Source organism: Stenotrophomonas sp. 80084_Sma (assembly GCF_056481995.1).
In genome coordinates, this window is the sequence record NZ_CM151177.1 from 1,054,097 (window position 1) to 1,067,467 (window position 13,371).

Annotated in this window: 12 protein-coding genes; 7 read left to right on the plus strand and 5 right to left on the minus strand. The window is 67.8% G+C overall.

What is annotated here, in order from left to right; all coding sequences use genetic code 11:
- The 3 genes from ACZK3W_RS04935 (at position 1) to ACZK3W_RS04945 (ending at position 4,558) form a co-directional block, all read left to right on the plus strand.
- On the plus strand, positions 1-1,179 hold the full coding sequence (locus ACZK3W_RS04935) for an efflux RND transporter periplasmic adaptor subunit (RefSeq protein ID WP_125895230.1): 1,179 nt from the start codon (positions 1-3) through the stop codon (positions 1,177-1,179).
- Positions 1,180-1,183: 4 nt separating this feature from the next.
- Positions 1,184-4,285 carry an efflux RND transporter permease subunit gene (locus ACZK3W_RS04940; RefSeq protein WP_180838204.1) on the plus strand — a complete coding sequence of 1,034 codons (3,102 nt, stop codon included), beginning with the start codon at positions 1,184-1,186 and terminating at the stop codon, positions 4,283-4,285.
- Between the two features lie 99 nt (positions 4,286-4,384).
- Positions 4,385-4,558 carry a hypothetical protein gene (locus ACZK3W_RS04945; RefSeq protein WP_180838205.1) on the plus strand — a complete coding sequence of 58 codons (174 nt, stop codon included), beginning with the start codon at positions 4,385-4,387 and terminating at the stop codon, positions 4,556-4,558.
- Here the strand turns inward: ACZK3W_RS04945 and ACZK3W_RS04950 are convergent.
- Entirely contained in the window at positions 4,555-4,959 is a 405-nt protein-coding gene (locus tag ACZK3W_RS04950; protein ID WP_180838206.1) for a GFA family protein, read from the minus strand. The two genes, ACZK3W_RS04945 and ACZK3W_RS04950, sit on opposite strands and share 4 nt — an antisense overlap.
- Positions 4,960-5,130: 171 nt before the next feature.
- On the opposite strand from ACZK3W_RS04950, the gene ACZK3W_RS04955 reads away from it, so the two are divergent.
- Positions 5,131-6,105, plus strand: a complete 975-nt coding sequence (locus ACZK3W_RS04955) for an Lnb N-terminal periplasmic domain-containing protein (RefSeq protein ID WP_180838216.1) — start codon at positions 5,131-5,133, stop codon at positions 6,103-6,105.
- On the plus strand, positions 6,105-8,126 hold the full coding sequence (locus tag ACZK3W_RS04960; RefSeq protein ID WP_478450530.1) for an esterase/lipase family protein: 2,022 nt from the start codon (positions 6,105-6,107) through the stop codon (positions 8,124-8,126). Before ACZK3W_RS04955 ends, ACZK3W_RS04960 begins: the two co-directional genes overlap by 1 nt.
- A 38-nt stretch (positions 8,127-8,164) precedes the next feature.
- On the opposite strand, the gene ACZK3W_RS04965 is transcribed toward ACZK3W_RS04960, so the two are convergent.
- Positions 8,165-9,586, minus strand: a complete 1,422-nt coding sequence (locus ACZK3W_RS04965; RefSeq protein WP_478450531.1) for an MFS transporter — start codon at positions 9,584-9,586, stop codon at positions 8,165-8,167.
- Positions 9,587-9,615: 29 nt separating this feature from the next.
- Between ACZK3W_RS04965 and soxR the strand changes: the two genes are divergently transcribed.
- Positions 9,616-10,050, plus strand: a complete 435-nt coding sequence (gene soxR, locus ACZK3W_RS04970) for a redox-sensitive transcriptional activator SoxR (RefSeq protein ID WP_032127734.1) — start codon at positions 9,616-9,618, stop codon at positions 10,048-10,050.
- Positions 10,051-10,134: 84 nt separating this feature from the next.
- Here soxR and ACZK3W_RS04975 read toward each other — a convergent pair whose 3' ends face one another.
- Complete coding sequence (locus tag ACZK3W_RS04975; RefSeq protein ID WP_100437442.1) at positions 10,135-10,737, minus strand: short chain dehydrogenase; 603 nt, start codon at positions 10,735-10,737, stop codon at positions 10,135-10,137.
- Positions 10,738-10,837: 100 nt separating this feature from the next.
- On the opposite strand from ACZK3W_RS04975, the gene ACZK3W_RS04980 reads away from it, so the two are divergent.
- Entirely contained in the window at positions 10,838-11,713 is an 876-nt protein-coding gene (locus tag ACZK3W_RS04980; protein ID WP_132809399.1) for a LysR family transcriptional regulator, read from the plus strand.
- A gap of 59 nt (positions 11,714-11,772) precedes the next feature.
- Here the strand turns inward: ACZK3W_RS04980 and proC are convergent, their stop codons facing one another.
- Entirely contained in the window at positions 11,773-12,594 is an 822-nt protein-coding gene (proC, locus tag ACZK3W_RS04985) for a pyrroline-5-carboxylate reductase (RefSeq protein WP_478450532.1), read from the minus strand.
- 18 nt (positions 12,595-12,612) lie between these two features.
- Positions 12,613-13,290, minus strand: a complete 678-nt coding sequence (locus ACZK3W_RS04990) for a YggS family pyridoxal phosphate-dependent enzyme (protein ID WP_125895217.1) — start codon at positions 13,288-13,290, stop codon at positions 12,613-12,615.
- Positions 13,291-13,371 lie beyond the last annotated feature (81 nt).

The window sequence follows — 13,371 nt, forward strand, 5'->3', positions numbered from 1 at the left end:
ATGATCCTTCCGAACCCCTCCCGTCCGTACCGTGCCTGGCGGCTGCCGCGAACCGCGGGCCTGCCGCTGCTGGCGCTTGCCCTGGCGGGCCTGCTCAGCGCCTGCGGCAAGGACGCGCCCAAGCCCGGCGCCGCGGCACCGGAGGTGACCGTGCTGACCCTGCGCAGCCAGCCGCTGGCACTGCAGCAGGAACTACCCGGGCGCAGCGTCGCCTCGCAGGAATCGGACGTGCGCCCGCAGGTCGATGGCGTGCTGGTGAAGCGGTTGTTCGAGCAGGGCCAGTGGGTGAAGGCCGGGCAGCCACTGTTCCAGATCGAGCCCGCGCTGTACCAGGCGGCGCTGAACGAGGCGCAGGCCAACCTGAAGACCGCCGAGGCCGCTGCGGTGACCGCGCGCCTGCGGGCGCAGCGCATGCAGGCGTTGGGCAAGGACCAGCTGGCCGCGCGCCAGGACGTGGACGATGCGATCGCCAGCGACCAGCAGGCTGCCGCCGCGGCGCAGGCCGCACAGGCCGCGCGTGACACGGCCAGCACACGGCTGGGGTTCGCCACGGTGACCTCGCCGATTGCCGGGCGCATCGGCCGCGCGCTGTTCACGCCGGGGGCGCTGGTCACCTCGGGCCAGGCCGATCCACTGGCACGGGTGCAGCAGATGGACCCGATGAACGTGGACATCACCCAGTCCAGCAATGAGTACCTGGCACTGCGCCGCGCCATCGCCGACGGTGGCGTGCAGGCCGACACAGCACCGGTGCGGCTGCGCTTGTCCGATGGCACCGACTACCCGCTGCCCGGCACGCTGGAATTCGCCGACGTGGACGTGCAGCAGGAGACCGGCAGCATCACCCTGCGGGCGCGTTTCCCCAACCCGGATGGGCAGCTGCTGCCAGGCATGTACGTGCGCGCGCTGGTGGGACAGGGAATCCGCCAGCAGGCGCTGCTGGTGCCACAGGCTGCGGTCGACCGCAGCCCCAAGGGCGAGGCACAGGCGTGGCTGGTGGACAAGGACGGCAAGGCGCGGCTGCGGCTGTTCCGCACCGCGCGTGCGATCGGCGACCAGTGGCTGGTCCTTGATGGCCTGGCCGCCGGCGAGCAGGTGGTGGTGGCCGGCGCGCAGGGCCTGGCCGATGGCATGACGGTGCGGGTGAAGCCTGCACCGGCACCGGTCGGGAAGGACTGAGCAGATGCTGCCGCGCTTCTTCATCCATCGCCCGGTATTCGCCTGGGTCCTGGCGATCTGCATCATGGCCTTCGGCACCATCGCGGTGACCCAGCTGCCGGTGGAGCAGTACCCGGACATCGCGCCGCCGCAGGTCAACATCACCGCCAACTACACCGGTGCCTCGGCGCAGACGGTGGAAGACAGCGTCACCCAGGTGATCGAGCAGCAGATCAAGGGCATCGACCACCTGCTGTATTTCTCGTCCACCAGTTCCTCGTCCGGGCAGGCGCGCATCACGGTCACCTTCGACCAGAGCGCCAACCCGGATATCGCCCAGGTGCAGGTGCAGAACAGCGTCAATCAGGCGATCAACCGGCTGCCGCAGGAAGTGCAGCAGCAGGGCGTGACGGTCGCCAAGTCGCAGGGCGATTCGCTGATGGTGGTCTCGCTGTACGACACCAGCCGGCGCATGGAGCGCGTGGACGTCTCCGATTTCCTTGTCAGCAATGTGCAGGATCCGATCAGCCGCATTCCCGGTGTCGGCGAGATCAACGTGTTCGGCTCGGCCTATGCGATGCGGGTGTGGTTGGACCCGCACAAGCTGCGCGCCTACGACCTGATGCCGTCGGACGTTCGCGCTGCGATCCAGGCGCAGAACACCCAGGTGACGGCGGGTGAGCTGGGCGCGATGCCGTCCAGCCCGACGCAGAGCCTCAACGCCACGGTCACCGCGCAGTCGCGCCTGCAGACGCCCGAACAGTTCCGCGCGATCATCCTGCGCACGCTGCCCAATGGCGCGGCGGTGTTGCTGGGCGACGTCGCACGGGTCGAGATCGGCGCGGAGAACTACCAGACCAGCAGCTATCTCAATGGCTATCCGGCGGCTGGCTTCTCGGTCACTCTGGCCTCCGGCGCCAATGCGTTGGCCACGGCCGATGCGGTGCGCGCGGAGATCGAGCGGCTGCGGCCGACTTTCCCGCCCGGCCTGCAGGTGGCCTACCCGCGTGACAGCACACCGTTCGTGCGGGTCTCGATCGAGGGGGTCATCCATACCCTCATCGAAGCCATCGTTCTGGTGGTGGTGGTGATGTTCCTGTTCCTGCAGAACCTGCGCGCCACGCTGATTCCGGCGATCACGGTGCCTGTGGTGCTGCTGGGCACGTTCGGCGTGCTGGCCGTTGCCGGATTCACCATCAACACACTGACCCTGTTCGCGATGGTGCTGGCGATCGGGCTGCTGGTCGACGATGCGATCGTGGTGGTGGAGAACGTGGAGCGCATCATCCACGACGAGCATCTGCCGCCGCGCGAAGCGACCGAAAAATCGATGGGCGAGATCACCGGCGCGTTGATCGGCATCACCGTGGTGCTGGGCGCGGTGTTCCTGCCGATGGCGCTGTTCGGTGGTTCCACCGGCATCATCTACCGGCAGTTCTCGATCACGATTGCATCTGCCATGGCATTGTCGGCGCTGGTGGCGCTGACGCTGACCCCGGCGCTGTGCGCGTCCCTGCTCAAGCCGTCTTCGGCGCAGAAGCCACAGGGTCGTTTCTTCCGGGCGTTCAACCGGGGCGTCGAGCGCAGCCAGTTGGCCTACCAGGGAAAGCTCGGTGGCGTCGTTACCCGGCCGCGGCGCTGGATGGCGTTCTACCTGCTGCTGGTGGTCGCCATGGTCGCGCTGTACGCGCGCATGCCCACCGGCTTCCTGCCGGTGGAAGACCAGGGCCAGGTAACCTTCCAGTTCTCCACGCCGGAAGGCACGCCGATGGCGCGTACCGAAGCATTGGGCGAGCAGATCAGCCGCTACTTCATGGAGCACGAAAAGCAGAACCTGGATGTGGTGTTCGTGGTGGTCGGCCGCAACAATGCCGGCACCGGCCAGAACGCGGGGCAGGGCTTTCTCGCACTGAAACCCTGGGATGAGCGCACGGGCGACAACACCGCTGCAGCGATCATCACACGCGCCAATGCCTACTTCCGCAGCTTGCCGGATGCCAAGGTCAATGTACTGGCACCGCCGGCGGTGCGTGGACTGGGCCAGTCCAGCGGCTTCGAACTGTGGCTGCAGGACACCAGCGCGGCCGGGCGCGTGGCCCTGCAGTCAGCGCAGGAACAGGTGGTGCGTGCGGCCGGCGAAGACGACGGGCTCACCTCGGTGCGCCTGAACGGTCTGGGCGACAAGGCCGAGCTGCGGCTGGACATCGACCATGCCCAGGCCAGCGCGCTCGGCCTGGCCCAGGCCGACATCAATTCAACGTTGTCCGCGGCCTGGGGCGGCAGTTACATCAACGATTTCCTCGACCGTGGCCGGGTCAAGCGGGTCTACATGCAGGGCGACCAGCCCTACCGCAGCGTGCCCGACGACATCGGCCAGTGGTATGTGCGCGGTGGCAACGGCCAGATGGCGTCGTTTGCCAGTTTCGCCAGCAGCCACTGGGCGCGTGGGCCGCAACTGCAGCAGCGCTTCAACGGCCTGCCGGCGATGCAGATCCAGGGCAGCGCTGCCGAAGGCCGCAGCTCGGGCGAGGCGATGCAGCGCATGCAGGCGCTGGTTGCCGATCAACCCGGGTTCGACCTGCAGTGGAGTGGCCTGTCCTACCAGGAACAATTGGCCAGCAACCAGACGTTGTGGCTGTACATCGCCTCCATTGCCTTCATCTTCCTGTGCCTGGCGGCGCTCTATGAGAGCTGGACGGTGCCGGTGGCGGTGGTGCTGGTGATTCCCCTGGGCGTGATCGGCACCGTGCTGGCGACCACCGCGGCCGGGTTCGTCAACGACATCTACTTCCAGGTGGGGCTGCTGACCACCATCGGCCTGTCGGCCAAGAACGCGATCCTGATCGTGGAGTTTGCCGAGGCTCGCTATCGTGCCGGCAGTTCAGCGGTGGAAGCGGCCCTGCAGGGCGCACGCCTGCGCCTGCGCCCGATCGTGATGACGTCGTTGGCCTTCGTGGCTGGTGTGATTCCGTTGGCGTTGGCCACCGGTGCAGGCGCGGTCAGCCGCCGTGAAATCGGCATGAGCGTGATCGGCGGCATGGTCTCCGGCACGGTGCTGGCAGTGGTGCTGGTGCCGTTGTTCTTCGTGCTGGTGCGCCGCCTGGGCCGGTCACGGCCGCAGGACTGAGGGGGGCGCGGCTGTCATCTGGCTGCCGCAGCACCCTCACCCGTTCTTTGCCCAGGTGCCGCTAGCGTAGGTCGTCCCCGTCCCCCACGGAGACCTGCCATGTGGCTGCTCGACCATCTCTGGCCTGGCCGCAGGCCGTTACCTGCCCCGGTCGAAGCGCAGCCGCAGGCCGCGCCGCGACGGCCCTGGCTGAAGCGCCCGGCGCGCGCCGGGCGCAGTGGCATGGCACCGTGGCAGAAGGTCGCCGCACCGCCACGGCGCACCCGCCACTAGGTGCGGCGGTCGGCCGGGTGGTTGACCCCGTCGTTGACCGGTATCACGCCCAGCGCGAACGGGTCGATGCCTTCCAGGCAGGCCACGTTGTAGCCGTACTGTTCCGGGTTGGAGCGGCGCCGGTGATGGGTGTAGATGCCGCACACGCCACAGAAATAGTGCTCGGCCACATGGGTGTTGAACTGGTACAGCTGCAGGTGGTTCTGCCCGCGCACCACCTGCAGGCCCGCGCGGCTGACGCTGGCGGCAATGGCCCCCCGGCGCCGGCACATCGAGCAGTCGCAGCGGCGGGGTTCGACAATACCGTCCGGCAGGTCCAGCAGCAGTTCGACCGTGCCGCAGTGGCAGGTGGCTCGGTGCCGGGGTTGGACCGGAACGCCGGCCACGGAAGTGATGCCCATCGTTGCTCCTGTGAAGTAAACCTGGCCGCAGAGGCCGCCGCCGACGGTGCGCCGCCCAGCCTGAACGGTCCGTAGATGCCACGGTGAACCCGCTTGTGGCTAACTATGCGGCTTGAAGACCTCGACAGGATGCCAGTGAACGCCGCAGGACGTTGGATGACAGGGAGTGCCATGGCGCTGGCGGCGCTGTGGGTGAGCGGGCTGCTGGCCTACCAGCTGCCGGGGCCGGGTTGGCTGGCCACCGGCGTGGCCGTGCTGTGGTTGCTGGTGGCGCTGTGGGCGTCGTGGCGGGTCGCGCGCGGGGGTGCCTCGCGCCGCCTGGGGACGGCCTTCGGTGCGGCGCTGGCGTTGGCCGGCCTGTGGTGGCTGCTGCTGACCCCGCGCCAGGACCGCGTATGGGCCGACGACGTGGCCCAGCGCCTGCACGTGGTGTCCTTCGACGGGCGCCACGTGGTGCTGGACAACGTGCGCGACTTCAGCTGGCGCAGCGAAACCGACTACGACGCGCACTGGGTGCGCCGCGAATACGACCTGGACCAGCTGCGCTCGGCCGACCTGGTGCTGTCGTACTGGATGGGCCCGGCGATCGCCCACACGCTGATCTCGTTCGGTTTCGAGGATGGTCGCCACGTGGTGTTCTCGCTGGAGATCCGCAAGGAGCGCGGTGAGTCGTTCTCCGCGCTGGGCGGCTTCTTCCGCAAGTTCGAGATGACCCTGGTGGCTTCGGAGGAGACCGACATCATCCGCACCCGCACCAACGCACGTGGCGAAGATGTCTACCTGTACCGCCTGCATGGCATGGACCGCGCGCAGCTGAAGGAACTGTTCGCCGCGTACATCGAACAGGCGCGTGACCTGGATGCCAAGCCGGGCTTCTACAACACGCTGACCAGCAACTGCACGACCATCGTCTTCGACCTGGCCCGCCACATCGCACCGCGCCTGCCGTTGGACTATCGGCTGCTGCTGTCCGGCTATCTGGCCGAGTACGCGCAGGAGGTCGGTGCACTCACGCCGGGCGTGCCGTACGCCGAGCTGCACGACAAGGGCCGCATCACCCAGCGCGCATTGGACCTGGGTGATGGCGAGCATTTCTCCACCGTGATCCGCCAGGGCGTGCCCGGCACCGAGCAGGACCCGCAGTAATGACCCAACTCTTTCTGACCCGCTGGCAGCGCCTGCTGCCGGTGTTGTTCGCCGCCTTCCTGCTGCTGGGCAGCAGCGGCTGCGCGATGGTCACCGTCAAGCAGGTCAAGTCCAGCGATTCGCTGGTCAACAAGCGCGCGGATGTGCTCAACACCGGCAAGCTCAGCCCGGCCGCGCGTGAAACGCTCAGCGCAGCGGGCCTGGACGAATCGCAGTGCGAGAAGGACTTCCTGGTCTGCCGCAGCACGCTGCTGATGACCGACGACCTCAATGTCGAGCAGCGGCTGTCGGCGCTGTCCGAGCTGTGGGTGAAGGCTGCATTGGCGATGACGCCAAAGAAGACCGCCGCAGGCGACTCGCCGATGAGCGATGCGGCATTGGATGCCTGGCTGGAAGCCGCGCGCTATGCCTATGCCTACCTGTTCTACAGTGGCCGCTCACCGTCCGACCGGGCCTTCGAGGACCGGCAGACGCAGGTGCGCGACTACTACAACTACGCGGCCGAGAAGGCGGCAGTGGTGCTGTTCGTGCGCGCACGCGCCGCTGCGCTGGCCGGCGAGGACTATACGAAGCCGCTCACGGTCGGTAGCTGGTCGCTGGCCTCCAACTACCAGCAGCTGGGCCTGAAGAGCATTCCGGCGCAGCTGGTGCCGGCGGGAACGGTCAGCTTCGTTGGCCTTCGCAGCACCTATCGCCGCGATGGCTTCGGTGCCGAACTGGTGATGGTGATGGACCCGCCGAAACTGGTCGCGCCAGTGATCGCGCCCGACGGCCCGAAGGCTGAAACCGCGCAGGACGACGAGGACGACGAGCGTCGTGGCCGCCGCCACCGCCATGACGATTCGGTGCCCGAGTTCAGTGAGATGTCCTCGATCAACGTCACCGCACTGCTGCGGTTCGAGGGCAGCAGCCTGGAAGACGTGATGCGCACGCGCCGGGTCGAGCTGGATGCCTATTCGCCGGAAGCGACCGAGCGCATCACTCTGCACGGTGAGCAGGTACCGCTGGCCGGCAACTTCACTGCCGCCTACGGCCTGTGGCTGGCGCAGAGTGGCTTCGCCCGGCAGTCGCTGCGTACCCTGTTCGGCATGAGCGAGGGCATCGGCGAGCCGCACATCTACCTGATGCAGCCGTGGGACCCGAACCGCCGCATCATCTTCATGCTGCACGGCCTGGCCAGCAGCCCGGAAGCGTGGGTGAACCTGGCCAACGAGATCATGGGTGACCCCGAGCTGCGCCAGCAGTTCCAGGTGTGGCAGGTCTATTACCCGACCAATGCGCCGATCGCGCTGAACCGCTACGAGATCGCCAATGCATTCAACGACACGCTGAAGCATTTCGATCCCAACGGCAGCACGCGTGCGTCGAAGGACATGGTCTACATCGGTCACAGCATGGGCGGCGTGCTGGCGCGCCTGCTGGTGAGCGATTCCGGCGATGTACTGTGGAACGACCTGCTGGCCAACTACGACCTGAAGGGGGAACGGCTGAAGCGGGTGCAGAACAAGCTGGGTCCGCTGCTGCATTTCAAGGCACAGCCGAACGTGGAGCGTGCGATCTTCATCGCCGCGCCGCACCAGGGCACCGACATTGCCGGCAACAAGGTCGGTCGCCTGATTGGTCGCCTGGTACGCCTGCCGCTGACAATCCTCGGCAAGTTCGAGGACGTGTTCATGGCGCTGGCGCAGGCCGAGCAGCAGGTCGATGGCACCGCCAAGCCGAAGATCCCGAACAGCATCGACAACCTCAAGGCCAGCGATCCGTTCGTGAAGGCCGCCGCACAGCTGCCGATTGAGGCGGGCCTGAAGTACCACTCGATCATCGCCCAGCGCAAGCCGGAGCTGCCGGTGGAAAAATCCGATGATGGGCTGGTGCCGTACTGGAGCGCACATCTGCCGGGCGCGCTGTCGGAGAAGGTGATCATCTCCGGCCACAGCGTGCAGGAAACCCCGCAGGCGGTGCTGGAGGTGAGGCGCATCCTGCACCGGGATATCGATGACATGGGGACCGGCAGCCGGTAGTGCCGGCCGCTGGCCGGCAATCCCGCAATGCGGCGGTGCTACACCCGTCGTGCGATCACCGTGGCCAGCAGCGCCAGGCCGAAGGTGATCGCCAGGCACAACAGGTAGCCGGTGTGTGGCGCGGCTTCCACGAACAGCGCGAACAGCGCACCGGAAACCGCCAGCGCGGTGGTTACCGACAGCGCCTCGCTCAGCTGCAGTGCCGAGGTGTTGGCACCCTGCTCGTGCGGTGCGGACAACGACAGCGTCAGCACCGACAGGCTGGCGTAGATCATGCCCATGCCGAAGCCGGTCATGGCCCAGCCGACCAGGGCCACCGGCAGCGGCACTGCGTTGAACAGCACGGCCAGTGTGGCGGCGATACCGATCGTCATCAGCGGTGTGCCAACGCGCAGCAGCTGCTGGCGTGACCAGCCGCGCTGCTGGTGGCCCTGCAGCCATGAACCGGCGAACCAGCCCAATGCGCCGAGGCTGAGCACCGCGCCGGCCCAGCTGGGCGAGAGCCCGCGTTCGCGCTGCAGCAGCAGCGGCAGATAGGCTTCGCAGGCGAAGAAGGCCGCAGCGGCGATGCCGCGCAGCGCGATCACGCTGGGCAACCCGCGGCGCAGCAGCAGCGTGCCGGCCGGCAGCAGGCGGTGCACGCAGAACAGCAGCGCCAGCAGCGCTGCGCCAATGCAGAGCAGGGCGGGCAGGCCGCGCTGCTGGCCACCGAAGTACAGCAGCAGCGCCGCCAGCGAGGCGCCGCTGGCCCAACGCACCACGTTGCCGCGACCATCGTCGCTGTTTCCTGCATCGGTCGGTTGCATGCGCGCCAGCGCCGGGCGCAGCAGCAGCGCGGCCGGGACCGCCAGCAGGGGTACCGCCAGGAACACCCAGCGCCAGCCGAGATGCTGCACGATCAACCCGCTCAGCGCGGGGCCGATCATCGACGGCACCACCCAGCCGGCCGAGAACGCGGCGAATACCTTCGGGCGCAGGTGCTCGGGATAGCTGCGCCCGACCATAACGTACAGTGAAACCGAGATCGCGCCCGCACCCAGGCCCTGTAGCAGGCGCCCGGCCACCAGCATGCCCATGCGCATGGCGAAGCCGGCCAGCAGCAGGCCCAGCACGAAGCAGCCCAGGCCATACCACAGCGGCCGAGCTGGTCCCTGGCGGTCGGCCCAGCGTCCGGCCAGGGTCATGCCGATGACACTGGTGGCCAGGGTGCCGCCAAAGGCCAGCGCATACAGGCGCAGGCCATCCAGCGCCTCGGCCACGGTCGGCATGGCGGCCGCCACCGCCAGGGCCTCGAAGGCATGCAGCGCCACCAGTGCCACCATGCCGATGGTGGTGGCGCGATAGCGGGGAGACAGGATCGACGTATCAGCCGGCGCACGGGCGTCGGCGGGCGAAAGAGTGGGGGACATACGAGTCAGATGCGGGCCGCGCTTGTCAACTGGCGGCGAAGATAGCAGCATGCCACCTCAACTGCAGTTTAGGTCAAGCAATGGTTTCCCAGGAACTCAGCGTTGGCGAAGTCTCCCAGCGCAGTGGCGTGGCGGTTTCCGCGCTGCATTTCTACGAGCGCAAGGGGCTGATCAGCAGCCTGCGCACCTCGGGCAACCAGCGGCGCTACAGCCGTGATGTGCTGCGACGGTTGGCCGTGATCCGCGTCGCGCAACGGGTGGGCATGCCACTGGAAGCTGTCGGCCGTGCCTTCGAAAGCCTGCCCGAGGGCCGCGCGCCGACCAAGGCCGACTGGGCCAAGCTGTCCGCGCGCTGGCGCACCGAGCTGGAGGAGCGCATCCACATGCTGGAACTGCTGCGCGATGAACTGACCGGCTGCATCGGCTGCGGCTGCCTGTCGCTGCAGCGCTGCCGCCTGGCCAACCCCGAAGACGTCCTCGGCGAACGCGGTGACGGCCCGATGCGCTGGGAGTGATCCGCGAAAAGGGGACGGAGGGGATTATGTCGTTTGTGCATTAACGACTTAATCCCCTCCGTCCCCTTTTCGTTCCCTTTTTTCTTACCAGACCGTGATCGTCTCGCCGCTCTGGATGCCTTCCACCGCGCGCTGGAAGGCCAGTGCCGCGCGCTGTGCGCTCACCGCTTCAAAGCCGGGGAAGTAGGGCCCGTAGGCGGCCATCGATTCGATCAGCACGTTGGGGCTGACCACGTTGATGCGCAGGCCACGCGGCAGCAGTTCCAGCGCAGCGGCACGCACGAAGCCTTCCAGCGCGGCATTCACCGAGGTGGCGTTGACGCCATCGCGGATCGGCTGCGCGCTGACGATGCCGCTGGTCAGGGTGATCGAGCCGCCGGCGTTGAGGTGGTGCTGGGCGACCAGTGCCAGCCGCACCTGGCCCAGCAGTTTGTCCTGCAGGCCGAGGTTGAACTGCTCGGGTGTCATGTCCTTCAGCGGACCGAAGTGCAGCTTGCCAGCGGTGGAGATCACTGCATCGACCGGACCGGTGCGCGCGAAAAGTTCGGCGACGCTGGCGTCGTCTGTCAGGTCGACGCGCAGCTCACCGCTGTTGCGGCCGGCGGCGAGGATCTGATGCTGCTGGCCGAGCTGGTGGGCGACTGCCTGGCCGAGGGTGCCGCTGGCACCGACGAGGAGGATCTTCATGGCCGTTCCTTGCGAGAGGGGGAATGGGCGCAGTCTGCGCCCTCACAGAGGGGTTAGGTAAGCGGCGTATGCTTCGCAGATTCCTAACTCTGGATTAGCAATGGACACCCTTCGCTGCATGCAGGCCTTCGTCGCCGTGGCCGAGTGCGGAAGCTTTGCAGGAGCCGCTGAACAGCTGCAGGTGTCGGCGGTGATGGTCGGCAAGTACATCCAGCAGCTGGAGGCGCACCTGGGTACCGCGCTGCTGCAACGGAACACCCGCCGCCAGCGCCTGACCGAAGCCGGCAGCGCCTACCTGGCCGGGTGCCGGCAGGTGCTGGAGCAGGTGCAGCAGGCGGAGGCGGACGTGGCCGGACTGCAGGTACAACCCCGCGGGCTGCTGCGGGTCAGCGCGCCAACCACCTGGGGCAGCTGCGTGCTGGCGCCACAACTGGCCGGCCTGCTGCGCGCGCAGCCGCAGTTGAACATCGAGCTGGACCTGAGCAACCGCCGCGTAGACCTGATCGAGGATGGCTTCGACGTGGCGATCCGGGTCGGGCCGCTGCCATCGCAGGAGGTGGTGGCGCGGCCGCTGCCGCCGTATGCAATGAGCCTGTGTGCGGCACCGTCCTACCTGCGCCGGCGCGGCACGCCGCGCACGCCCGCGGATCTGCAGGGGCATGATTGCCTCAGCCACCTGGCCTGGCGCGGCGGCCATGGCTGGCAGCTGGCCAACGGTGAACAGGTGGATTGGGAGGCGCGCCTGACCTGCAATGATGGTGTTGCACTGCGCGAGGCCGCCGTCGCCGGGGCAGGGCTGGTGCTGCAACCGACCGCACTGCTGGCCGGCGAGATCGCGGCAGGGCGGTTGAAGCCCCTGCTGCGCGACTACCTGCCGGAACCGCGACCGATGCACCTGATCTACCTGCCGGATCGACGGCCGCGTCCGCGCCTGCAGTGCTTCGTCGATTTCGTCATGGCCACATTGGGGCAGTGAGCATCCACGCTATGCGTGGATGCTGGTAGGTGCCGACCGTTGGTCGGCACACATCGGGATCAATCATTCGCCGCCGACAATTCCTGCCCACGCACCTGCGCGGCGCGCAGCGCCTTATCCACCAGCGCCTCGAAACCACCGGCCTGGAAGCTCTCGATCGCGGCCTGGGTGGTGCCGTTGGGCGAGGTCACGCGGCGACGCAGTTCGGCCGGGCTTTCGCCGGCTTCATCGAGCATGCGCGAGGCACCCAGCAGGGTCTGCACCACCAGCGTGCGCGCCGCTTCTGCAGGCAGGCCCTGTGCGATACCCGCCGCTTCCATCGCTTCGGCCAGCAGGAAGACATAGGCTGGGCCACTGCCGGATACGGCGGTGACCGAATCCATCAGCGACTCGCTGTCGATCCACACCGTGCGCCCGGCGCTGGCCAGCACCTGTTCGGCGCGTGCGTGCTGCTGCGCATCCACCGACGCGGTGGCGTACAGGCCGGTCACGCCGGCGCCGAGCAGGGCCGGTGTGTTCGGCATCGCGCGCACCACCGGCAGGTTCCCGCCCAGCCAGCGTTCCAGCTGCGCGCTGGTGATGCCGGCGGCAATCGACACCACCAGCGGCCGGTTCGCCTGTGCCAGCGCCTGCAGCGACTGGCATACATCGCGCAGTACCTGCGGCTTCACCGCCAGCAGCCAGGTATTGCCCTGTGCGGCGGCATCAGCGGCGTTGTCGTGCACCTGCACGTCGAAGTCGGCAGCCAGTGACTCGCGCAATGCGGCCACCGGTTCGGCCACGTGGATGTGCGTGGCAGGCACGCCCTGGCGGATCAAGCCGGCGATCAGGCTGCGGGCCATGTTGCCGCCGCCGATGAAGGTGATGGAATCAACTGCCATGGAAGTCTCCTTGGAATATCAGGCCGGGCGCGGGCGCGCGCCGAACAGAGCGGTGCCGATACGCACCAGGGTGGCGCCCTCGGCGATGGCCTCGGCGTAGTCGCTGCTCATGCCCATCGACAGCGTGTCGATCTGCGCGTGCTGGGCAGCCAGCGACTGGAAAAGTGTGCGCATGCGCACGAATGCATCCCGACGGCGCTCCGCTTCCGGCCACGGTGCGGGAATCGCCATCAGGCCACGCAGGCGCAGGCTGGGTTCGGCGGCAATCGCGGCGGCCAGTGCATCCACTTCTTCCGGTGCACAGCCATGCTTGCTGGATTCATCGTCGATGTTGACCTGGATCAGTACGTTCAGCGGGCCACGCGCGGCCGGGCGATGGCGTGCCAGCGCGGTCACCAGCTTGGAACGGTCCACGCTCTGCACCCAGTCGAAATGGCTGGCCACGGCATCGGCCTTGTTCGACTGCAGGTGGCCGATCAGGTGCCATTCCAGCGCCAGGTGCTGCAGCGCCTGCATCTTGGCCAGTGCTTCCTGCACGTAGTTCTCGCCGAAGGCGTGCTGGCCCTGTGCGGCCAGCGCGGCCACGGCCTCGGCCGGCTGGGTCTTGGACACCGCCAGCAGGCGTGGGTCGGGCCTGCCAGCGGCCTCGGCGGCGGCGTGCAGGTTGCTCAGGATCTGGGGCAGGGGAGTGGCCACGTAACGCGTTCCGTTGAATCAGGAGGCTATACTGCCGCCCGGGGAAAGATCCTTCCAGTCGAAGCCGTTATTGGGGAGTAG